The 23,162-nt window shown below is 49.0% G+C and carries 21 protein-coding genes and 1 other RNA gene; 20 read left to right on the forward strand and 2 right to left on the reverse strand.

What is annotated here, in order from left to right; genetic code table 11:
* Nucleotides 1-116 precede the first annotated feature (116 nt).
* From M6D81_RS27060 to M6D81_RS27130, 15 genes are all read left to right on the forward strand, one after another.
* A complete protein-coding gene (locus M6D81_RS27060) occupies nt 117-989 on the forward strand; it encodes an ABC transporter permease (protein ID WP_410795800.1) in 873 nt (290 codons plus the stop codon).
* Nucleotides 990-1,002: 13 nt separating this feature from the next.
* Nucleotides 1,003-1,899: a carbohydrate ABC transporter permease gene (locus tag M6D81_RS27065; protein WP_262680302.1), complete on the forward strand. Its 897-nt coding sequence runs from the start codon at nt 1,003-1,005 to the stop codon at nt 1,897-1,899.
* Between the two features lie 43 nt (nt 1,900-1,942).
* Complete coding sequence (locus M6D81_RS27070; protein ID WP_410795801.1) at nt 1,943-3,619, forward strand: ABC transporter substrate-binding protein; 1,677 nt, start codon at nt 1,943-1,945, stop codon at nt 3,617-3,619.
* A 74-nt stretch (nt 3,620-3,693) separates the two neighbouring features.
* Nucleotides 3,694-4,710 (forward strand): asparaginase, encoded by a 1,017-nt coding sequence (locus M6D81_RS27075; protein ID WP_262680304.1) that lies wholly within the window; start codon nt 3,694-3,696, stop codon nt 4,708-4,710.
* Nucleotides 4,710-6,209, forward strand: coding sequence for a dipeptidase PepV (gene pepV / locus M6D81_RS27080; RefSeq protein ID WP_262680305.1), 1,500 nt, complete (start codon nt 4,710-4,712; stop codon nt 6,207-6,209). The genes M6D81_RS27075 and pepV overlap by 1 nt, the downstream gene beginning before the upstream one ends.
* A gap of 12 nt (nt 6,210-6,221) precedes the next feature.
* Nucleotides 6,222-7,745, forward strand: coding sequence for a leucyl aminopeptidase family protein (locus M6D81_RS27085; RefSeq protein ID WP_262680306.1), 1,524 nt, complete (start codon nt 6,222-6,224; stop codon nt 7,743-7,745).
* A 2-nt stretch (nt 7,746-7,747) separates the two neighbouring features.
* Nucleotides 7,748-8,443 carry a copper homeostasis protein CutC gene (locus M6D81_RS27090; protein WP_262680307.1) on the forward strand — a complete coding sequence of 232 codons (696 nt, stop codon included), beginning with the start codon at nt 7,748-7,750 and terminating at the stop codon, nt 8,441-8,443.
* 60 nt (nt 8,444-8,503) lie between these two features.
* On the forward strand, nt 8,504-9,286 hold the full coding sequence (locus tag M6D81_RS27095) for a sugar phosphate isomerase/epimerase family protein (protein ID WP_262680308.1): 783 nt from the start codon (nt 8,504-8,506) through the stop codon (nt 9,284-9,286).
* A gap of 83 nt (nt 9,287-9,369) precedes the next feature.
* Nucleotides 9,370-9,606, forward strand: a complete 237-nt coding sequence (gene secG / locus M6D81_RS27100; RefSeq protein ID WP_262680309.1) for a preprotein translocase subunit SecG — start codon at nt 9,370-9,372, stop codon at nt 9,604-9,606.
* A 142-nt stretch (nt 9,607-9,748) separates the two neighbouring features.
* Nucleotides 9,749-12,721 carry a ribonuclease R gene (gene rnr / locus M6D81_RS27105; RefSeq protein ID WP_262680310.1) on the forward strand — a complete coding sequence of 991 codons (2,973 nt, stop codon included), beginning with the start codon at nt 9,749-9,751 and terminating at the stop codon, nt 12,719-12,721.
* A gap of 311 nt (nt 12,722-13,032) precedes the next feature.
* Complete coding sequence (locus tag M6D81_RS27110) at nt 13,033-13,233, forward strand: cold-shock protein (protein WP_262680311.1); 201 nt, start codon at nt 13,033-13,035, stop codon at nt 13,231-13,233.
* Between the two features lie 166 nt (nt 13,234-13,399).
* A complete protein-coding gene (gene smpB / locus M6D81_RS27115) occupies nt 13,400-13,882 on the forward strand; it encodes an SsrA-binding protein SmpB (RefSeq protein WP_262680312.1) in 483 nt (160 codons plus the stop codon).
* A gap of 258 nt (nt 13,883-14,140) precedes the next feature.
* Nucleotides 14,141-14,505: a transfer-messenger RNA gene (gene ssrA / locus M6D81_RS27120) on the forward strand.
* Nucleotides 14,506-14,639: 134 nt separating this feature from the next.
* Nucleotides 14,640-14,942 carry a type II toxin-antitoxin system RelE/ParE family toxin gene (locus M6D81_RS27125; protein ID WP_262680313.1) on the forward strand — a complete coding sequence of 101 codons (303 nt, stop codon included), beginning with the start codon at nt 14,640-14,642 and terminating at the stop codon, nt 14,940-14,942.
* 15 nt (nt 14,943-14,957) lie between these two features.
* On the forward strand, nt 14,958-15,251 hold the full coding sequence (locus M6D81_RS27130) for a helix-turn-helix transcriptional regulator (RefSeq protein ID WP_262680314.1): 294 nt from the start codon (nt 14,958-14,960) through the stop codon (nt 15,249-15,251).
* Nucleotides 15,252-15,450: 199 nt separating this feature from the next.
* On the opposite strand, the gene M6D81_RS27135 is transcribed toward M6D81_RS27130, so the two are convergent.
* Together M6D81_RS27135 and M6D81_RS27140 are read right to left on the reverse strand one after the other, a co-directional pair.
* Nucleotides 15,451-15,858 (reverse strand): type II toxin-antitoxin system death-on-curing family toxin, encoded by a 408-nt coding sequence (locus tag M6D81_RS27135; RefSeq protein ID WP_262680315.1) that lies wholly within the window; start codon nt 15,856-15,858, stop codon nt 15,451-15,453.
* Nucleotides 15,855-16,118, reverse strand: coding sequence for an AbrB/MazE/SpoVT family DNA-binding domain-containing protein (locus tag M6D81_RS27140; protein WP_262680316.1), 264 nt, complete (start codon nt 16,116-16,118; stop codon nt 15,855-15,857). Before M6D81_RS27140 ends, M6D81_RS27135 begins: the two co-directional genes overlap by 4 nt.
* A gap of 496 nt (nt 16,119-16,614) precedes the next feature.
* Here M6D81_RS27140 and M6D81_RS27145 point away from each other — a divergent pair, with 496 nt between their 5' ends.
* From M6D81_RS27145 to M6D81_RS27165, 5 genes are all read left to right on the forward strand, one after another.
* Entirely contained in the window at nt 16,615-16,845 is a 231-nt protein-coding gene (locus M6D81_RS27145; protein ID WP_262680317.1) for a hypothetical protein, read from the forward strand.
* Nucleotides 16,838-17,422: a Fic/DOC family protein gene (locus tag M6D81_RS27150; RefSeq protein WP_262680318.1), complete on the forward strand. Its 585-nt coding sequence runs from the start codon at nt 16,838-16,840 to the stop codon at nt 17,420-17,422. The genes M6D81_RS27145 and M6D81_RS27150 overlap by 8 nt, the downstream gene beginning before the upstream one ends.
* Nucleotides 17,423-17,841: 419 nt before the next feature.
* On the forward strand, nt 17,842-20,448 hold the full coding sequence (locus M6D81_RS27155; RefSeq protein WP_262680319.1) for an AAA family ATPase: 2,607 nt from the start codon (nt 17,842-17,844) through the stop codon (nt 20,446-20,448).
* A gap of 196 nt (nt 20,449-20,644) precedes the next feature.
* The gene (locus tag M6D81_RS27160; RefSeq protein WP_262680320.1) at nt 20,645-21,850 is read left to right on the forward strand and encodes an adenine-specific methyltransferase EcoRI family protein; all 1,206 of its coding nucleotides are present in this window, start codon (nt 20,645-20,647) and stop codon (nt 21,848-21,850) included.
* A gap of 1 nt (nt 21,851) precedes the next feature.
* Nucleotides 21,852-23,021 carry an HNH endonuclease family protein gene (locus tag M6D81_RS27165; RefSeq protein ID WP_262680321.1) on the forward strand — a complete coding sequence of 390 codons (1,170 nt, stop codon included), beginning with the start codon at nt 21,852-21,854 and terminating at the stop codon, nt 23,019-23,021.
* Nucleotides 23,022-23,162: the final 141 nt, after the last annotated feature.

A 23,162-nucleotide genomic window follows, 5' to 3' on the forward strand; every position in this document is an offset into this window, starting at 1 on the left:
ACGAAAGGAGTCCCAGTCGTCTATACTTCGAATCACCGGCCGGTAAACATGACTTTGGCGATACCAAGGGGGGACGTAACTTGATTGCAAGACGGAGAACCTTTCGTAGTTGGCAGCTGTATGTGCTTTTCTTACCACCTTTGATCTACATTCTATTATTTAAGTACGTTCCGATGCTGGGAGCCGTCATTGCTTTCAAGGACTTCTCTATTTCCAAGGGCATTTTCGCCAGCGAATGGGTTGGACTGAAGCATTTCATGCGGTTTTTCGAATCCTATGATTTCAGCAGGCTCCTGTTCAATACGTTAAGCGTCAGCTTCTATACGCTGATCGCAAGCTTTCCATTTCCTATAATGCTTGCAATCGGATTGAACTATGTGAGGAACCAGCGGTTCAAAAAGACGGTTCAAATGGTGACGTACGCACCGTACTTTATAAGTGTGGTCGTGCTCGTCGGCTTGCTGTTCCAATTCCTGGACCCTCGCACGGGCGCCATTAACCTGGTGCTGGGCTGGTTCGGAGTGGAGCCGATCAACTTCATGGCCGATGCGTCGCTGTTCCAGTCGATTTATGTATGGTCTCATGTATGGCAAAACGTCGGCTTCGCTTGCATCATCTATCTGGCGACGCTGGCGGGAATCGATCCCGCACTTCACGAAGCGGCCGTGATCGACGGTGCATCCAAAGTGCAGCGCATCTGGCATATCGATATTCCCGGCATACTGCCGATCGCCGTTATCCTGCTAATCCTCAATACGGGACAGGTGCTGGAGACCGGCTTCGAGAAAATCCTGCTTATGCAAAATGCGCTTAACTTGCGGACCTCCGAAGTGATCGACACTTACGTGTACAAGGTAGGCTTGATTTCACAGGCGATGAACTTCTCTTACGCCACAGCAATCGGATTGTTCAAGGCGGTTGTCGGCTTCGCTCTCCTCATTATCGTGAACACCGCAGCCAAGAAAATGAAACAGGAAAGTTTATGGTAAGGGGGGATAGTGCATGGAAACGAACGCAATGAAAGAATCCGGTGGAGATAGAGTGTTTACTATCGTCAACTATGTGCTGCTGACATTCGTGCTGTTGATTATACTCTATCCCTTGATCTATGTTGTAAGCGCCTCCTTCAGTTCGACTTACGCGATAATGTCGGGCAAGGTGTGGCTGTGGCCGGTGGAGCCGTCGCTTGATGGCTACACGGCGGTATTTAAAAATAAAAATGTACTCGTCGGCTTCAAGAACACAGTTCTCTATACGGGTATCGGGACGCTGCTCAATGTGGCGATGACGATTCTGGCGGCTTATCCGCTGTCCCGTCGCGACTTCCGCTTCAGAGGGGCATTCATGCTGATGCTGGTCTTCACGATGATGTTCAACGGCGGGCTCATTCCCAACTACCTGATTGTCAAGGAACTGGGCATGATCGATACGTTCTGGTCGATGATCATTCCGACCGCGCTGACGGCATGGAATGTGATCATTATGCGGACGTACTTCCAGACGACCATTCCGCATGAGATTCTGGAAGCCTCCCAGATCGACGGCTGCAATGACTTCCGCTTTCTGTGGCGCATCGTGCTGCCGCTGTCGGGTCCCATTCTGGCGGTTATCGCTTTGTTCTATGCCGTAGGCCACTGGAATCAGTACTTCAATGCGATGATTTACTTGAAGAGTCCTGATTTGTATCCGCTTCAGCTCATTCTGCGCGATATTCTCATTCAGAATGAAGTGAACATCGATATGATCGGGGACGCTAAGACGGCAGCCGCACGCCAAGGCTTGAGGGAACTGCTCAAGTATTCGCTTATCGTCGTATCGTCGCTGCCATTGATTGTCGTCTATCCGTTTGTGCAGAAGTTTTTCGTGAAGGGCGTTATGATCGGATCGTTGAAGGGATAATAGCAACTTATTATTAGGAGGGGTCAATTTGAAGAAGCTTCTCATGTCTATGCTTGCGGTTGTCATGGTGTTAACGCTTGTGCTTGCCGGATGCTCCGGCTCCGATAACAATAAAGATACGGGCAAGGGCGGGAATGACGGGAAGAGCGGCGGCAACGGCAATAGCGGTTCTGCCGAGCTGCTGACGGAACCCGGCACTTACCCGATCGTGAACGAGCAGGTTACGCTGAAGGTCATGGTTCGCGGCAATCCGCTAGTCGAGGATTTCGCAACGAATGAATTCACGAAGTGGTATGAAGAGAAAACGAACGTGCATATCGAGTGGGAAGTCGTTCCCGAGCAGAGCATGCAGGAAAAGCTGAACCTGGTGCTGGCGGGAGGCGATCTGCCTGATGTCATTCTCGGTCTGAACGTCACGCCGGCACAGCAGATGATCTACGGCAGTGAAGGGTCCTTCTTGCCGCTGAACGATCTGATCGCAGAGCATGGCGTGCAGACGAAGAAGTTGTTCGAGCAATACCCGGAGGTAGAGAAAGCGATAACGGCACCGGACGGCAACATCTACGGCTTGCCGGAAATCAACCAATGCTACCACTGCTCCATGAGCCAGAAGATGTGGATATACCAGCCGTGGCTGGATAAGCTTGGCCTTGACATGCCTACTACGACGGATGAGCTCTATGACGTACTGAAGGCGTTCAAGGAGCAAGACCCTAACGGCAACGGCAAAGCGGACGAAATTCCATTGTCCATCTCGCCGAAGAGCTGGAGATCTTCCATGGATGCGTTCCTGATGAACTCCTTCATCTACAACCCGGTATACGGAAGCAGCACGAAGCACATGTTCGTGAAAGATGGCGTCATGGACGTCGCCTTCGACAAGCCGGAGTGGAAGGAAGGATTGAAGTATATCCGCAAGCTGTATCAAGACGGCCTGATCGCAAGCGAGTCCTTCACGCAAGATGACAACCAGCTGATTCAAATTGGCGAAAATCCGGATACGGTTCTTCTCGGCGCATCGACGGGCGGCCACCAAGGCGTCTTCACCCAGCTGATGGGCGAGAGCGGCAGATGGAGTGAATATAAGACTGTTCCGGTATTGAAAGGGCCGAACGGCGAGGGCTTCGCTCCGACAGATCCGTCCGGCATGACGCTTGGCACATTCATTATTACAAACAAAGCGAAGCATCCTGAGGTTGCGCTTCGCTGGGCCGACGGTCTCTTCGAATACGAGCATACGCTTCGTTCCAACTACGGTCGTCCGGGCGAGGAATGGCGCGATGCGGAGGCAGGCGAGATCGGCATTAACGGCGAGCCTGCCAAGTGGATTGACCTGAAGTCCTTCGGCGAAGTGCAGAATATACACTGGGCGCAGACCGGTCCGTCCAACCGTTCGAACGAGTTCCGCTTGAGCGCAGTAAGTAAAGGTGAGGACGCATTAGAGGATATTCTGTATCACGAGACGAAAAATAACTATGAGCCGTTCAAGTCTGATCAATACAAAACGGTTCCGCCGCTGTTCATGACGAACGATCAAGCGACAGAGACAGCTGACCTGTCCAAGACGATCAACGACTTCGTAGAGGAGATGATGGCTCGCTTCATTATCGGCGACGCTGATATCGACGCGGAGTGGGATACGTATCTGAAGACGCTGGACAGCATGAATCTGAAGCGCCTGATCGAAATCTATCAAGCGGCTTACGATGCTCAGCAATAATCCAATAAGAGTAGGGGAAGGATTCATTCTTGGGAATGAATCCTTTTCCGCCATGTGTGAGGAGGCAACAGAGAATGAGCAATGTGTTGGTGGAGGAGTACCGCGGAGGTTTCTTGGAAAATGTTCATTACGGTCATATTTGCGGTGTGAATGAGAGGAGGAAGGTTGTATACCGGTCGGGCGATCCGGAATGGGTGACGTTCATGCGCTCGGCGGCCAAGCCGATGCAGGCGATACCGGCATTCATGGGCGGCTTCCTGGATGAGAGATTCCACTTCACGGACGAGGAGAAGGCGATCATGATGGCATCGCATCGGGCGCTTCCGTATCATGTGGAAGCGCTGGAGGGAATGCTCTCGAAGCTGGGTCTTCGCGAGGATGCGCTAGTATGCAAGCCGACTTATCCGCTGGATATGGATGCCAGAGATGCGTTAGTGGCTGGCGGCAAGCCGCAGCGCAGAGTGTATCACAATTGCTCCGGCAAGCATCTGGGGCTACTCGCTTATTGCATCGGCATGGGTTATCCGCTGGAGGGGTATGAACAGGCTAGTCATCCCGCTCAGCAGGAAGTGCTTCGTATCGTAGCCCTTCTGTCCGAAGTGCCGACCGGAGACATTCGAATCGGAACGGACGGCTGCGGCTTCCCGGTATTCGGCATGCCGCTATCAGGAATGGCCAGAGCCTTCCTTAAGCTGGCTTGTCCCGATCTGATAGAAGATGAAGCGGTCCGGAAGGCCGTCATGGAAGTGACGGCGAATATGAATCGCTATCCCGCGATGATATCCGCCGATTATCTGATCTGTCCCAATCTGCTGATGGACGACAATATCGTGGCCAAGGGCGGCGCCAAGGGCGTCTATTGCTTCGCCTTGCGGAAGGAGCGTATGGCCTTCGCCTTGAAGGTGAATGACGGCTCCGAGGAGGAGTGGCCGATTATCGTCGCATCCATACTGGAGCAGATCGACTATAGCAACCGGGCGACCATCGATCGGATGTACCGGATCGGTCCGCCGGAGATCCGGAACGACAACGGGCTGGTCATCGGGAGAAATCAGGCGGTATTCCGGCTCGAAGATGTGATGGTGGACTAATGATCGATTGGAAAGCGGAAGTAGAAGCGAGACGCGAAGCGCTGCTGGGCGACCTGATTCCCCTGCTGGCCATTCCGAGCGTGAAGGATGCCGCGAGCAGCGGCCCGGGGCAGCCTCAAGGCTGCCACTCGGCGCGCGCGTTGGAATATATGATAAGGCTGGCGGAGAAGAGCGGATTGCATACGGCTGTCATTGACGGATTGGTAGGATACGCGGAATATGACGCCGTCCGGGAGAAGCGGCGCATCGGAAGAAGCCAGAGAGAGTATATCGCCGTATTGAGTCATCTGGATGTGGTTCCCGCCACGGGCAACTGGACGACACCGCCCTTCGAGCCCTGGATCAGGGACGGCAGATTGTATGCGCGCGGCGCTATCGATGACAAGGGGCCGGCGATGGCTACGCTCTATGCTCTCAAAATCGTGAAAGAGCTCGGGCTGCCGATGAAGCATAACGTCAGGCTTATATTCGGAATCGACGAAGAAACCGGTATGACTTGTATGGACGCCTACAATCGCAGGCAGCGGCCGCCGCTGGCAGGCTTCACGCCGGACGCGGTATTCCCCATCGTGAATGCCGAGAAGGGACAGGTGAACGGCCGGATCGAGCGGATAGCGGATGTAACGGCAGGAGCGGACGGGCATGAGCCAGCTGATGAGAATGCCGAGTTGGTGCTTATCAGCTTCCAAGCCGGGACGGCAGCCAATATGGTGCCCGACGAAGCAAAAGCGATTCTAATGGGGGTGTCTGACGAGCGGCTGCACGAGCTCCGGGCATCTCTGCAGCGCTATAGCGAGACTGCTTCCGTTCAAAGAAGTGCGGTCAGGCTGGATGACGGACTGGTGGAGATCTGTGTGAAGGGGAGGTCTGCCCATGGTATGGAGCCGCAGAAGGGTGTGAATGCCGGGCTGAAGCTGGCGGGCTTCTTGAGCCGGCAGTCTGTCGATGCGGAAGCGAGAAGCTTCCTGGACTGCTGCGAGCTGTACTTCGTGGATGACTACCTTGGCGAACGTCTCGGCATCGCCCGGCGGGATGAAGAGACGAAGGAGCTCACCGTCAATGTCGGGGTGATTGGTTATGAGCGGGGCGTATCTTCCAGCCTAGTGCTTAATATTCGCTATCCCATCAGCTCGGACGCCGAAGAAATCATTGGCCGGATCTCGCATTGCGTCGGCCGCCTGGGTTATCGCTGGCGGGATATTACAGTGAAGGAGCCGCATCATGTGCCGAGAAGCCATCCCATGATCGGGGCTCTGCAGCGAATATACCGGGAAGAGACGGGACTGGAGCCCGAGCTGCTGTCGACCGGCGGAGGGACGTATGCCTGCAAGATGCCGTACGGAGTCGCATTCGGCGCATTGTTCCCGGATCGCGAAGACACCGCGCATCAACCGGACGAGTACGTCGATATCGACGAGCTGATGCAAGCGACGGCGATGTTCGCCCGAGCAATCTACGAGCTGGGCAATCTGGACATGCCTGATGTCAGGCAATCGTAAGGGGGGGAGCATATGGAAGTGACCGTAGGCATGGAACGAGTCGGGGGCTTGCGACTTCGGCTGGAGCTGGAGGACGGCTCGTCGAATGGGGTACCTGGTGCAGGAGCCGCTGGCGCCTTGTCGTTCGGTCTGGACAACGGAGCGGAGTATGTTATAGCTGGACTCGGCAAGACGGCGTCGCTGACGCTGGAGGGGCTGCGACGGGCGGCGGGACAGTGCGCCAGGGGCATTGCCGCGCGGCGCGTGTCGACCGTATCGCTTGAGGAGCGGGAACTTGCTGCTGTTGCAGCCGCCTGCGGCTGCACGATGGAAGCGGCAGTCGAAGCCTGGACGGAGGGCTGGCTGCTTGGCGGATACAGCTTCGACAAGTACAAGACGCCTTCCGCGCGATTCCAAGCCGTGGATCGGCTTCATATCGTTGCGGGGGTGGCTGGCGGCCATTCCGGCAGTGATGCAGATATCGGGGTTAGCGATAACAGTGCGGCCGGTGGAGCGGAAGCGGCCGAAGCGGCGGAGGAAGATGGCGGCGCAATGGTGAAGACTGCAGCAGAGCGCGCCACTGTTCGCGCGGAAGCGGTTATGCTGGCACGCGACTGGTGCAACGAGCCGTCGAATGTGATGACGCCTCTCCGTCTGGCGGAAGCGTGCCGGGAGCACTTCTCGCTATTGCCGGGCATGACCTGCGAGGTGATCGAAGGCGAAGCGCTGCATGAACTGGAGATGGCGGGCTTGCTGACGGTGGGAAGGGGCAGCAGCCACGGACCGGCCATGATTCAGCTGACCTACAGGACACAGCCGGATCTGCCGCTAATGGCATTGGTAGGCAAAGGCGTCACCTTCGATATGGGCGGTATGAATGTGAAGGAAGGCAAGGACCTGAGCGAAGCCCGTTATGATATGGGCGGCGCTTGCGCGGTGCTGGGAGCGATGCATATGCTGGCCAGGCTGGGAGCGGAGGCGAATGTCGTTGCGCTCATCCCGACAGCGTACAACGTGCCGGACGGCGAAGCGTATGTGCCGTCCACCGTAATCGCCTATCCTAACGGTCTGCACGTACAGGTGGGCAACACCGATGCGGAAGGAAGGCTCATACTGGCTGATGCGCTGCTGCACGCCCAGCGACTGGGAGCGAGCCGGATCATCGATATCGCGACTCTGACGGGCAATGTAGGCCAGGCGTTAGGTCTTGGCATGGCGGGCGTCTGGGGCGATACGGCGGTGGCGCGGGAGCTGCATGAGATCGGTGAGCGCAATGGCGATCGCAATTGGGCAATGCCTCTCGTGGAGGAATATGAGGAGCTGCTTCGCAGCGATTATGCCGACTTGAACAATATCGGCTCCAGCCCTTACGGCGGAGCGATTCAAGCTGCACTGTTCCTGCGCCGCTTCGTTGACAAGAATATCCGATGGACGCACATCGATATGGCCAATACAGTGCAGGCCAAGCCTGCGCGCGGCTACTCACCGGCCGGCGCGACCGGCTATGGCGTGCGGCTGCTGGCCGATTATATATTATCTGTAACAGAGGAGCTATAGAGATGATTGTTGAGATTATCGCGATTACGCCGGACGATGTGGCAGTGGCTGCCGCAGCCGGCGCAGACCGGATTGAGCTGGTGAGCGGCATTGCGGAAGGGGGGCTTACGCCCAGCGCAGGCTTGATGGAAGCCGCTGTGCAAGCGGCGGCTATTCCCGTCAATGTCATGATTCGGCCGCACAGCCAGTCGTTCCGCTATAACGAGACGGATCAGCGAGTCATGCTACGGGATATTGAAGCGGCCCGCGCCGCGGGAGCGGCCGGAATCGTTATCGGCTTGCTGAATGCTGCCGGCGAGATTGACCGGACGGGGCTGGAGCTGTTGCTGGCAGCTGCCGACGGCATGGATGTGACCTTCCATCGCGCGTTCGACGAGCTGCAGGATCAAGCCGAGGGGCTTCGTGTGCTGTCGGAATATGAGGCGATCAGCCGAGTGCTGACGGCGGGAGGATTGCGTCCCGCGCCGGAATCGGCCGGGCAATTGCGTATGCTGCAGGAGCTGTCTGCTGAACTGGGAGGGCCGCGCATTATGGGCGGATACGGATTGAATGCCGATAACGCGGCGGACTTCGTGAAGAAGACGGGTGTGCCGGAAGTACATTTCGGCTCGGGAGCACGCGTGAAGGGAAGCTTCCAATATGGCGTGGATGCCCGCGTCGTAGAACGGATTCGTTCCAATTGGCCGTCACGCGCATAACCGGCACCTGCTTCTGGACACATTGTAAGAAAGGAAGTCCAGAAGAGAGGTGACGTTCGTATGCGCAAGCCGGTGATCGGCATTCAGATGTATTCGCTCAGGGATGAAGCGGAGCGGGACTTCCTGGGAACGCTCAAGAAGGTGACGGACATCGGATATGAGGCTGCGGAGCTGGCGGGCTGCTTTAATATGCCTGCGAAGCGGCTTCGTTCGGAGGTGCAGGCGCTGGGGCTGATCATCCCGTCGATGATTGTGTCGATTAATTTCAATACGATAAGCAAGATGGCGTCCGACCTGGCCAGGGATTTGGAATACGCCGATGAGCTGGGCGTGAAGTGGATTGTCTCGCCGTGGATTCCGGTATCGGAAGTGCCGTCCATGGACGAGGTGAATTACTTGACAGAGGTGCTGTCCCGTTGCGGCGAGCAGGTGAGATCGGCAGGCATGAAGTATGCGATTCATAATCATGAGAGTGAGTTCAAGGTGGTGGACGGCACGACGATGCTGGACCGACTGCTTGAGCAGGTGCCAGCCGATCTGCTGGGGCTGGAGCTGGACATCGGCTGGGCAGCATTGGCCGGGCAAGATGCCGGTCAGTATATGCACCGGTATAAGGAGCGGATTGCCGGCGTACATATGCGGGACTTCGAGAGCGGCCGGAGAGATGTGGAGCTGGGCAAGGGCAAGCTGGATTGCGACCGGCTTGTCGGGGAACTGTGCGCCGCGGGCATTGACAACGTGTATGCGGAGCAAGAACAGTTCGCGGAAGGTTCCCTGGAGAGTGCAGCAGCGAATTTTGCCTATTTAAAAAAAATGGTTGATCATGCATACGTTGAGGTTTGATCGCTCCTATTGAATCTTATAGAGGGCTATGGTACAATCAGTCTATGTGTTTCTATGGAACGGCTACGCTGGAGGTGGATTGAATGGAAATCGCATTGAAGATCGTACTCATCGTCTTTTCCTTGGGCCTGATCGCTGTCGTCTTGCTCCAGAAGGGCAAGAGCGCCGGATTGTCCGGAGCGATTACGGGCGGTGCGGAGCATCTGTTCGGCAAGCAGAAGGCACGCGGACTGGACTTGTTCCTGCAACGCTTGACGGTTGCGTTTGCTGTAGGATTTTTTGTACTGGCGCTTGTAGTGTCTTACTTCGTAGAGAAATAATACATGAGCTGTTGGAAGGCGAGGGCGAACCTCGTCTTTTTTTGTGCATGAGGGATGCGGGGAAAGGCTTTCGTGTATACTACATGGTATATGATCATCTATCAACCGCTGATGGCAGCGGTCATGGGGAGAACTAGCATTCATGATGAACGAGCAGGAATTGCTTGATTTTATGAAAGAGACGGCTTACAAGCCGATGACGTATCAAGAGCTTGAGGGACACTTCGGCATTGCCGATGCCGCGGAGTTCAAGGCGTTCTTGAAGCTGCTCAACGCGCTGGAGGAAGAGGGCAAGATTATCCGGACGCGCAATGAGCGGTACGGCGTGCCGGAGCGGATGAATCTGCTGCGGGGCAAGGTGCATGCGCATGCGAAGGGATTCGCATTCCTCATTGTAGACGAGAAGGACCATCCTGACGTATATCTGCATGCCAATGACCTGAAGAGTGCGATGAACGGCGATATCGTGCTTGTCCGGGTGACGTCCAAGAGCGAGGGCGGAGGCCGCATGGAAGGCGAGGTCGTCCGTATCGTGCAGCGGGCGGTTACGCAAGTTGTGGGAACATTCGAGCATCACGAAGCGTATGCCTTCGTCGTTCCGGATGACAAGCGGATCAACCGGGATATTTTCATTCCGAAGGAAGGGTTCAAGGGAGCGGTCAGCGGCCAGAAGGTCGTGGTCCGCATCGTCTCGTATCCGGAAGGCCGGTCAGCCGCCGAAGGCGAAATTATGGAAATACTGGGGCACAAAAATGATCCCGGCGTCGATATTCTGTCCATTATCCGCAAGCATGGGCTGCCGGAGGGCTTCCCGGAGGAAGTCATGAAGGAAGCCGAAGCTGCGCCCGATACGATTACAGAGGAAGAGATTCGGCAGCAAGGGCGGCGCGATCTGAGGGATGAGGTCATTGTCACCATCGACGGCGAGGATGCCAAGGATCTGGATGATGCCGTTCATGTGAAGCGGCTGGAGAACGGCAACTATGTGCTGGGCGTACACATTGCGGATGTCGGCTATTATGTGAAGGAGCAGTCCGCGCTGGATCAGGAGGCGTACAGGCGGGGGTGCAGCGTGTATCTGGTGGACCGGGTTATTCCGATGCTGCCGCACCGGCTGTCGAACGGCATCTGCTCGCTTAATCCGCAGGTCGATCGTCTGACGCTTTCTTGCGAGATGGAGTTCGACAGCAAGATGAAGCGGGTCAGGCACGATATTTTCACCAGTGTGATACGCACGAAGGAAAGAATGACTTACACGAATGTGAGACGAATTCTGAACGCTACGGATGAGGAGCCCGAGACGGAGCTGAAGGAGCGTTATTCCGAGCTGCTGGACATGTTCGGTATGATGGAGCATCTGGCAATGCGGCTGCGCTCCAGGCGGATGAAGCGGGGCGCGATCGACTTCGACTTCCAGGAGTCGAAAGTGCTGGTGGACGAAGAAGGCAAGGCTGTCGATATCGTCAAGCGGGAGCGCTCGGTTGCGGAGCAGATTATTGAGGAATTCATGCTGGCGGCCAATGAGACGGTCGCGGAGCACTTCCATTGGCTGCGAGTACCGTTCCTGTACCGTATTCACGAGGACCCCGACAGCGAGAAGCTGCTAACCTTCTTGCGATTCGCCTCCAACTTCGGCTATGTCGTGAAGGGCAAGGGCAACTCCGTGCATCCCCGCGCGCTGCAGACGCTGTTGGAAGAGATTCAGGGGACGAAGGAAGCAACTGTGATCTCTACGATGATGCTGCGGTCAATGAAGCAGGCGAAGTACGATGCGGAAAGTCTGGGCCACTTCGGACTTGCGGCGGAATTCTATTCTCACTTCACATCGCCGATCAGGCGTTATCCCGATCTGGTCATCCATCGCATTATGCGCGAGGTCATCGAGGGCGGCGGCATGCTGAGCGAGGCGCGGAACGAGGCGCTGTCGGCGCGCATGCCGGATGTCGCCCAGCACTCCTCGGAGCGCGAGCGGGTGGCGGTCGATGCGGAGAGGGATACAGAGCGGCTGAAGAAATGCGAATTCATGCTGGATAAGGTCGGCGAGGAATTCGACGGGATTGTCAGCAGCGTAACGAGCTTCGGCATGTTCATCGAGTTGGACAATACAGTAGAGGGATTAATCCGGCTTAGCGACTTGAACGACGATTATTATCACTTCCACGAGATGCATATGGTGCTAATCGGAGAGCGCACGTCCAAAGTGTATCGCATCGGCGATGAGGTGAAAGTGCGCGTATCGCGTGTCGATATGGAGGAATACACCATCGACTTCGAGATGGTGGACATGAAGCCACGGCAGCACTTCAGAGGCGTGTCCGACGGCGGCGGGTATAGTGCGGGCGGCGGACGCAAGCGCGGTCGCAATGGCCGCGACGATGATCGCCAGCAAGGAAGGCGCCGCGGACGCGGCGAACGTGGAGGCTCCAATGGCGGCCCGGGCGGCGGCAATAAGCGCGGAGGTCCCGGTTCCGCTGCTGGCGGAACCGGAGGGGCTGGGGCTGCACGTCAGGGCAAAGGCGGCTCCGGAAACGGCATAAGCTTCAGCGGCCGCGGCGGTGACGGGCGACGCCGGAAGCGTGGCGACGGCGGTCATGTGCACAACGGGCCTGATGGCAAAGGCGGCAATCCGTGGCTGAGAGGTCCGGAGGCTGAAGGCGAACGCGACTTCTTGCCGGCCGATGACACAACAGCTACTCCCGCAGTTTCCCGCAAGGATATGTGGGGATTGCCGATTCGCGGTCGCGCTCGCCGTGAAGGCGATGACGTCATTGGCCATGAAGAGTCCGGCAACGACGGACAGCGCGGAGGCGATGATTCAGGCGAATGGTTCAGCAGCTTGCCGAGCCGTCGTCAAGGACGCAGGAAGAGCAGTGGCGGCGGTCGCCCGGGCCGAGCAGACGGCAGCGGTTCCGCCATCGGCGGCAGCTCCGGCAGTTCCGGCGAAGGAGCAAGAGAAGGCAGTGCAGGCAAGCGCCGCAAGAACACATCGCGAAGCGGTGTATTCGTTGGAGATGGCGGCAACGATGCGGTAGTCGTGCCGTTAGCCGGCAAGAAGGCGAAGAAGAAAAAGAAGAAAAACAGTTCACCTGCAAAAACGGGCAAAAAGAAAAAATAAGGCTTTGCAAGTCGGCGTAAAATCTGGCTGGAATGAAGGAGCGTATGGACTGACATGGTTCACTGCTGCAGTTCGATGCTCCTTCATACTTAGGGTGGAACGATTGGATATCGTTACAAAAAATATAAACATTCTATCCCTTGCTTTTTCGCGAAGGCTATAGTAAACTCAAGTCATCTGATTGATGAGCCTGCATTCACATATTGAAAAGGGTATCATTGCATCATGAAGTCCTTTTCAATGTGTGAATTTTTTGTTTTCAAGAACAGAAATAGGCGCATATTAATATTTGTGCAAGGAGGTACACAGACATGCAACAAGGTACTGTTAAATGGTTCAACGCTGAGAAAGGCTACGGCTTTATCGAAGTAGAGGGCGGAAATGACGTATTCGTACATTTCTCCGCAATCGTTGGCGAAGGCTTCAAGACTCTTGAAGAAGGCCAACAAGTTGAATTCAACGTTGTGGAAGGCAACCGCGGACCACAAGCTGAGAACGTAGTTAAGCTGTAATAGCTGCTACTTCATTCAACTTCATGCGGAAACCGCCCTCGACCGCAAGGCTGGGGGCGGTTTTTGGTGTATGCTCTTTCTTGATTTCTTCAATCAAAATTGATACAATGAATGTCCGCGTTCCAATTGCTGGAGCGGATATAGCCCGGAGTGTGAGGTGATCGGCATGGGCAGTAAGAAGAATGACGGCAAGCAATTGGCCCAAAACAAGAAAGCTTCCCATGACTATTTCATTGAGGAAACATTCGAAGCGGGCATGGTGCTGAAGGGCACGGAGATCAAGTCGCTGCGCAATGGCAGAGCGAACATTAACGATGCATTCGCTACGATTCGGAACGGCGAGATCTTCATTAACAATATGCATATTAGCCCGTTCGAGCAGGGCAATATTCATAATCCTTCGGACCCGACTAGAGCTCGCAAGCTGCTGCTGCACAAGGAGCAAATTCATAAGCTGTACGGTCAGACGAAGCAAGAAGGCTACGCGATCGTTCCATTGAAGATTTATGTGCGCAATGGCTATGCCAAGCTGTTGATCGGTCTTGGCAAGGGCAAGAAGAAATACGATAAGCGCGAATCGGCGGCGAAGCGTGATGCTCAGCGCGATATTCAGCGTGTGCTTCGCGAGAAGCAGAAGGTGGCTCGGTAATCACATCGTCAAAGTCAAGTTACACCAGCGCTTCCATGGATGGAAGGGGCAAGCTTGCCAGCAACATCTTGAAGCATTTTATTGGCGCTCGTGGTATACTAAGTTTGTAAGGCAAGCAAGCTGATTTTTATAAATCCGTTAGCTGTATCCACCTCATTCCAGAGGTCCTTTGTTCCATGCTAAATGTTGATTGTCCTGACCGGTGCTGTACTTGTCGTATGGCGGCTGGGAGGATGAGGCTTCATTTATGCGAAATTTGGGGGCGTTTATGGATTCGACGGGGGTTGGACGAGCGCGGGTTGCGGGTAGCAGGGAGTCGTCTGCTTCATCAACGCTAAAGCCAATTAAATGGCAAACAACAAACAAACTACGCTGTAGCAGCTTAATAACCTGCTCGCGTGCTCTCGCTCTGCATCGCCCATGTGCCGGGATGAGGGCCCAACTTTAGTGGGATACGCTGTCACATCTCCGCCTGGGGTGTGCTGAAGAAGACAATCAGGCTGACCTAGATCGCAGCCGGTTACGGGGCGTCGGCCTAGGTGACATCAAAACTGTGACTACACCCGTAGATGCCTGTGTGACGTGATCTTCGGACAGGGGTTCAAATCCCCTCGCCTCCACCAATACTATCAGAGGAGACACCGTGTCAGGTGTCTTTTTTGTGTTGAATGTACTCTAAGTGGATATGCGTAAATATGATCTATATGTTATAATTGGAGCAAGTAATGAGTATACTTGTAAAGAGTCGGAGGTAACTTTGTACAATATATTGTTTTACGAAGATGAGGATGGTAATAAGCCAGTCGAAAAGTTTATTGATGAGCTAGATGCTGCTGCCCCGAAGAATAAGAATGCTCGAGTTCAATTAGAGCAGATTATTTATTGTTTGAATCGGTTAGAGGATAAAGGAACGCGAGCTGGTGAGAAATTCACGAAACGCATTAAAGGTGATGTGTGGGAGTTGCGTCCAGGGAATAATCGTATATTATTTTTCGAAACACCACTTAGAGAAATTGCGATTGCCGAAAGACGAATGGAGAAATGGTTGTCTAGAAAGTAAAGGGAGTGACGATAAATGAAAAGTTGGAGCGAAAAGAAGAAAGAATTAAAATCCATAGATCCAATTCGTATGAATGAACTTGAAGCTGTTGCGGAATTAGTCAATGCCATTCACCAAAGAAGAGTAGAGTTGGGATGGACTCAAAAGGAACTGGCGGATAAAGTGGGCCTTCATCAAGAGTCAATTGCTCGCATCGAGAATGCGGGAACCGTTCCTCGTCTTGATACTGTTCTTAAGTTAGCACTAGCTATGGGCATGAAACTAAGCTTGCAAGGAATGGAAGAAGCCGCATCCGCTAGTGTAGGCTAAAACAAGTAGTGAATTATTATTACGGGGCGTCGAGGTATCGCTTTCGATGCCAGTCATTGCTAGCAATGACTTTTAGGTGACATCAATACTGCGACTACACCCCTAGAAAGCCCTGTGGCGTGATCTTCGGACAGGGGTTCAACTCCCCTCGCCTCCACCAACACAAACACCATCCGCATGAGGATGGTGTTTGTGCATTTTATGATTTCGGAACCGTGATGCAGTGAGCTTCAATGATCGCAGCTGCCTGTTGACGATCGAATCCATGATTAACCATATCCACCGTAAAATCCTCGGCTTTTTTGATATCCATCTTAATGTGCAGGCCATTATAACGTAAGAATATAACCAGTGCTGCAAAAGCAGTTCGTTTATTTGCGTTGTGGAAAGGATGGTTTTGGTCAATCGATTCGAACAAAGCCGCAGCCTTCTCGAAAATAGTGGGATAAGCATCTTCACCAAAGACAGAAGATTGAGGTCGATGGAGGGCTGATTCGAGCAATCCAGGTTCTTTAACTCCTATATGTTCACCTGGACTGTAACGTTGAATCATGGCTACATTGATAGCTATTACTTCTTGGACGGATAAATAGCGAATGGATGTCATCTGTCTTTAAGTCCTCTAAGTGTTTGATCGTATTCCTCAATGACATCAGTCAAAGTATCCATAAAATCTGCACTGATTCCTTCAGGCAATGAAACTTTTGTTGATTTCCTAATGACGATTTCTCCTGTATCGGGACTAACATCAATGCTGACTATATCACCTTGATCCAATCCAATTTGCCTCAAAGCGTCAGTCATAGTTATACCCAGACTGTTGCCGAATTTGGTCACTTTTCGCTCCATCTCAACCATCCTATTCATTAGTGTTCCTCCTTATCATCATATTCAACTGTAATAACAATTATACAATTATAGAATTGAGATTCAACTTATTTAGAACGAGGGCAAGGAGTATCGTCTGCTTTATTAACGCTAAAGCCAATTATGCTGCCAAGTTCATCAGCGGTTACCGCAAGTAGGATGAGAATGCTGGAACTTCTTACGCTGTAGCAGCTTAATAACCTGCTCGCGTGCTCTCGCACTGCATCGCCCATGTGTCGGGATGAGGGCCGTAGATGCCTGTGTGACGTGATCTTCGGACAGGGGTTCAAATCCCCTCGCCTCCACCAAACCTATCAGAGGAGACACCATGTTAGGTGTCTTTTTTGTGTTGAATGTACTCTGAGTGGATATGTATCATGTGAATTGAAAATCGTATGAGGATGTGGTTCTGCAATTTACAACAGAGTCCCCGTTTTTAAAGTTTTTTGTTATAATTAATTAGAAGTATTCTTCGCAGGAAAGGTGGACAAGCTAATTGAATATACATATCTCACATCGAAACAAAAACAAGAAACGGGTGTTGCTTGTGAAACGATACACGCATGAGAAAAAACTCCATGCAATGTTAAATGCCAAAGCTTCTCTTGCGATCGAAGGAATGCATCTTACGAATCGGGAAGAAGAACTAGTATTAAAAAGAGCTAATGGGAAAATGAAGAACGCAGAGTTTCTTGCTCAAGCTATGGAAATTGCAAAAAGTGTATAACGAAAGTGATTCAAAGTATTGCTATCCTAATAGCGATGTATTAGTCAATATTCCTGGGTTTACAGTGCAAGAGCAATTAGATGCCTTTGAAAGAATGATAACACTTGATCGATTGAGATTGCTCAATATGAGGTCACTGAAAGGGAAGTATGACCGAAGGCATTTGTGTAATATTCATAAATTCATTTTTAAGGATATCTATCCTTTTGCAGGCGAACTGCGAGAAGAGGATATTGCCAAAGATAACTTTCGTTTCGCTAATGTAAGATTTCTAGTTAGTCAAACTGATCAATTGTTGAGTGAACTCAGTAGCGAAAATTTATTAAAAGATCTGCCGTTTGAACGGTTTATAGAACGAATTACTTATTATTTTACGGAACTAAATGTTCTTCATCCATTCAGGGAAGGAAACGGACGTACTCAACGTGAGTTCATACGTTCCCTAGCCTTAGAGTCTGGGTTTTGTATAGAATTTGCAGAAGTTGAACCTGCCTTAATGCTCAGAGCTATGATTGAATCGCCGTATAATAATCAGAGATTAATGAATATTTTATACTCTATAACAATGAATAAGTAATTTGTGGTGGACCAACTCTAGTGGGATACGCTGTCACATCTCCGCCTGGGGTGTGCTGAAGAAGACAATCAGGCTGACCTAGATCGCAGCCGGTTACGGGGCGTCGAGGTATCGCTTTCGATGCCAGTCATTGCTAGCAATGACTTTTAGGTGACATCAAAACTGTGACTAAACCCGTAGATGCCTGTGTGACCTGATCTTCGGACAGGGGTTCAAATCCCCTCGCCTCCACCAACCTTATCAAAAACGAACACAATATACTTACATGGTGGATTTTCAGTAACAATTTGGATTAAGTAAATAAGAGGACAGTTTAAGATAAAAATCTTAGCTGTCCTCTTATTTTATTATTTATTGAAGGAATTTGTTGGAATATGTAGTAGAATGGTTGAGATACTAATTTATTTGGTGGTGTTGGGATGATCTATCTTAATAACATGGGAAATTGGCTTAATTCACGACCTTATTGGGAACAACAAATTTGGTTGTTCGCAAATAATGAGGGGAAGCTTGATGATAAGAAAATAGAAGAGATTTATACTATATTGATGGAAGACTACATAAGTGGGGAAAAGCATGAGCGTACACCGCTTAGTTTTATTGGTATCTCCAAGACAAATATTTCTGAGGATCAAGAACAGGTGGTTTATCTTAAAGATGTATATAATCTAAAGCATGTCAATGCATTGCAATCAGATCAAAAGTTAGTATTTGGTAAAAACCTTACTTTAATATACGGCGAGAATGGTTCTGGTAAGTCTGGCTATTCACGATTACTTAGTTCTGCTTGTTTCTCGCGAGGAGATAAAAGTATACTTCCAAACCTTAGGGAAACAAAGGTTTCAAAATCAACTAGAGCTTCAGCGGATTTTAATGTGGTTATTGGGGACGAACAAAAAAAAATTAATTATAAAGAAGATGAAAAATACGATATCTTACAGAAATTTTCGGTATTTGATTCATCGAGTGTTCAAATACATATTAATGGCACATCAAATGTAACCATTACCCCTATTCAATTAAAGGTATTTGAGTATGTAATCGAAGCATTTAATGATTTGGAAAAGAAATTGAATAACGAAAAAGCACGTCGTAGGACTCAAAACCCATCAGACGGCCGTTTTGAGAACGAAAGTATAATTTCTAAGTTTTGTAATGAATTAGATCATAAGGTTTCGTCAGAACAAATAAATCAATGGAATTATTCATCAAGTGATGCTGAACGAACCGCAGTTATACAAGATGAGTTACAAAAACTCCGTAAACTAGATGTTGAATCCAAGAAAAAGCAGTTAACCCTTGAGGTTAAGGAAATCGAAGATTTAGTTGAAAAACTAGAGAAAATTAATTCAATATTTAATCTAGAATATATTACCACTACCATATCATATATTAACGAAATTAATCAAAAGACGGATCTTTCAAAAAGGATGGGGGAAAGTTCGTTCAGAGATGAATTGTTCTTAACTACTGGATCTGAAGAGTGGAAATCACTCATTAGCGCCGCCAAAGTTTTACTCGACGATGAAAAGAAGTTCAATTCAGAATTTGCTTTGACTAAATGTCCTCTATGCAAGCAAGGCCTAAGAAATGAGGAATTATCGCTATTTGAACGCTATTGGTCTTTTTTAGAAGGAAAATCTTTGAATGAGTTAAAAATAGCAAAAGAAAACTTAGAGAAACATAGAAAGCTACTCGAAAAAATTGAGTTTCCAAAATTCGATGTTGATTCTCCAGGAGCAAGAATTGTTAGAGAAATGGATGAGGAGTATTTCAATCATTTAAAAGAACAGATTGAGAATTCATTCGTAATTAATAAAAAAGTAAAGGAGAAAACAGAGCGTCTGGAAGTAAGTGATTACCCGAAAATTGCGCCATTATTTATTGAGAAACTAAAAACTATGATATCAGAAATTAATAAGCAAATTGATGCACTAGGTAATCCGGAGTTAGATATTAAAAAGTTAGAAGATGAATTGAATCTAATTACGCATTGTAAAATATACTCTCAAATAAAAGAAGAAGTCATTACGTATGTTAAAAACCAATCTTGGCTTAAGTCATGTGAAGGAATAACATTTCCTAGAAGGCAAATAACAACGAAACAAAGAGAACTATTTGATCAAATTGTTACTGAAGAATATAAGCGCAGATTTGCTGAAGAATGCAAAACATTGGATTGTAACTTTGGAGTATCCGTAACTACAAGAGGGGCAAGTGGTTCTACGGTCAAAGAGTTGCGGTTAAACATTTCGGCTGATCATAAAATGGGAAAGATATTAAGTGAAGGAGAACAAAGGGTTTGTGCGCTTGCCGATTTTATGACGGAGATTTCACTCGATAAGAGGAACAGTGGAATCATTTTTGACGACCCAGTGACATCTTTGGATCATGTAAGAAAGAGGCAAATTGCTCACAGATTAGTCATTGAAGCTTCAAGACGTCAAGTAATAATCCTAACGCATGATAAAGTCTTTTTAAGTTATCTTGCCGATATTTCTTCAGAACTTGACACCCCATACGAAGCACATTGGATCCAGCGTCTTGGAAATCGCCCAGGGAAGATATCGTTAAATAGCAGCCCTAAACTTGCTACACTTGCAGTAATAGCTCAAGAGGTTGATAGATTGATTGTTGAAGCAGGACTTTTAGATGATCAACATCAGCAACAGCAACAAAGGCTTGTTGATAGTTTTAGTTTGCTTAGGAGTGGTTGCGAAGCCCTGATAGAGCAAGTCTTATTTAACAAAACCATCCAAAGACATGATGACTATATACGAGTAAGTAATCTCAATGAAGTGCCATGGGATGATATGAAAGCGGGAAAAATAGTAGATATGCACGGTCAACTCTCTAGATTTATTGATGCGCATAATCGTAGTGATACGATGCGGGAAGAGCCAATTACAATTGAGGTTGTAAAATCGTATCGAAAAAAGTTTATTGAGGTCAGAGATGAATTAAATGCCATCAAAAAAACTAAAAGATTAGAACTGGATAAACAAAAAACTAATTCACCTTGGTAAAACAATCGATCTAATAACAATTTTCAGTAACAATTTAATTTAACTAATAAATGGACATTGGGGCGAGTAAAGATGCCTTGACTGTCCTTTTATTATATTTGAATTGAATCTATTCTAGTATAAGTTATACTATTATACATATAGAAAACACTAATTCGCAATGAATTGGTGGCAAAGAAAGTAGGTTGGAAAAAGCATGGCAAACAAAAGTCTTACAAATGCAAAAAGGGTAAAGAACGACGAGTTCTATACCCAATTCAACGATATTCAAAAAGAGATTGAATCGTATTTAGAGTACAGCCCTGATGTATTTCGAGGTAAGGTAGTGTATTGCAACTGCGACGATCCTTTTGAGAGCAACTTCTTTCGCTATTTCGTACTAAATTTCAACAGGATTGGATTGAAGCGGCTAATCACTACCAGCTATAAACCTTCAGCTATTGCCAATACGCAAATAGAGTTATTTAGTGATGATGAGACTCTAACGCATTCAAAAGACCTTCCTAAAATAACTGCGAACAGATTTATTATCAACGCAGTGCATGATATTGACGGCGATGGTGAATTCAACCTGAAAGATGTTGCATTGCAACTAAAGGCAAATAAGGATAATGAATGGGCGCCGTTAGAAGGCAACGGCGATTTTCGTAGCGATGAATCTGTGGAACTACTGAAACAATCCGATATAGTGGTAACTAATCCGCCATTCAGTCTTTTTCGAGAATATATTAAGCAACTTGTAAGATATGATAAAGAGTTTTTAATTATTGGTAACGTGAACGCGATTACCTATAAAGAAGTATTCCCACTAATTAAAGAAAATAAAGTTTGGTTAGGTGCTACTGGTAATGGTAGCGATATGGTGTTTGGAGTTCCAAAAGGTGCCAGCGTTGCTGAAAAGGATAGAGAAAAAGCAGCTAGGCTTGGATATGTGGGTGACTATACAAGACTAGGAAACTCATGTTGGTTCACTAATCTCGATCATGGGCGACGTCATCAACCGTTGCCGCTTATGACAATGGAAGACAATTTAAAATTTAGCAGACACAAAGAAATCAAAGGCAAAGATGAGTATAATAAATATGATAACTACGATGCTATAGAAGTTCCATTTACCGACGCTATCCCTAGTGACTATGATGGTGCAATGGGTGTACCGATTAGTTTCCTAGATAAGTATAACCCTGAGCAATTTATAATTTTAGGAACAAGTGATAATGGTCTTGTTGATGATGAGTTAAAGAAAACACCAGGTTTAACGCAAGAATTTGTTGATGATTATTATAAAGCTGGTGGAACAGGAGCATATAAGGAAGGTAATCCAACAGCCGGTTACTATGCAAACGGCGTAGCGAAAATGGCATATAAAAGAATTTTTATCAAGCACAAGAGGATGGTCTAGAATGAAAACTACTCTTAAAATTGACATTACCGTTAAAGAAATTTGCGAAGGGTTTGTCTATAACGAACTTGAAGGTAAGGGTTTGTTCGGCTTATCCGGCAAGCTCACTATTCAGCCGGAGTATCAGCGCAACTATATATATGCGTCTGATGGGGGCAAAAGGGAAATGTTTGTTATTGATTCAGTCCTAAAAGGGTACCCCATAGGATTGATTTATTTTAACAAAGTGAGTGATAACAAATTTGAAGTTTTGGATGGTCAGCAGCGTATCACCAGTCTCGGACGATTTGTAACTAACAAATTTGCCATCAAAGATGAAAATGGCATGGAACACTATTTTGGTGGAATGGCAAAAGATAAGCAAGATAAGATACTGGATACGAAGCTACTCATTTACGAGTGTGAAGGTACCGAAAGTGAGATTAAAGAGTGGTTTAGAACAATCAATATTGCTGGAGTTCCACTAAATAGTCAAGAACTACTCAACGCTGTCTATTCTGGCCCGTTTGTTACGCTTGCTAAAGCTGAATTCAGTAACAGTCAAAATGCCAATATTCAAAAATGGAGTGCATATGTATCGGGTAGTGCTAACCGGCAGGAATATTTAGAATGTGCACTGGATTGGGTAAGTAAGGGCAATATTAGTGACTACATGAGCTCTCATCGCACTCACAATAATATCAATGAACTAAAACAATATTTCAATAGCGTGATTGATTGGGTTTCCAGTGTCTTTACTGATGTTGAGAGCGAGATGCGTGGACTTGAGTGGGGTAGGCTTTACGAAACATATCACAATCAAGCGTATAACCCCAAAGAAGTATCTAATCAGTTAAAAAAGCTTTACGGCGATCCATACATAAAAAACCGGAAGGGTGTTTTTGAGTATATTCTTGGAGGCTCACAAGACACCAAATTACTTGAAGTTCGAGTATATGATGAAGCAACAAAGAGGTCAGTTTACACAAAGCAAACTAATTTAGCCGTGTCAAAGGGTGAGTCAAACTGTCCGCTATGTGCTATAGGACATGAATCAAACAAAACAAAAATTTGGAAGTTAAACGAAATGGATGCTGACCATGTTACTGCTTGGAGTAAGGGTGGTGCAACGAGCGATAAAAACTGTCAAATGTTATGTAAAACTCATAACCGTGCAAAAGGTAATAAGTAGTTTGTACTTAACCATGACGCCTCCCCATTCCCAATTTTCTGGCCGATGAGGAGGCGCGATCTAATATGACGAAACGCTCCTACGATATTAGGGTTTGGATCCCCAAATCTTTTATTTAGGGGTTCTTTTTATTAAAGTATC

It is taken from the genome of Paenibacillus sp. J5C2022 (genome assembly GCF_025567625.1).
In the GTDB taxonomy this organism is placed as follows: Bacteria; Bacillota; Bacilli; order Paenibacillales; family Paenibacillaceae; genus Pristimantibacillus.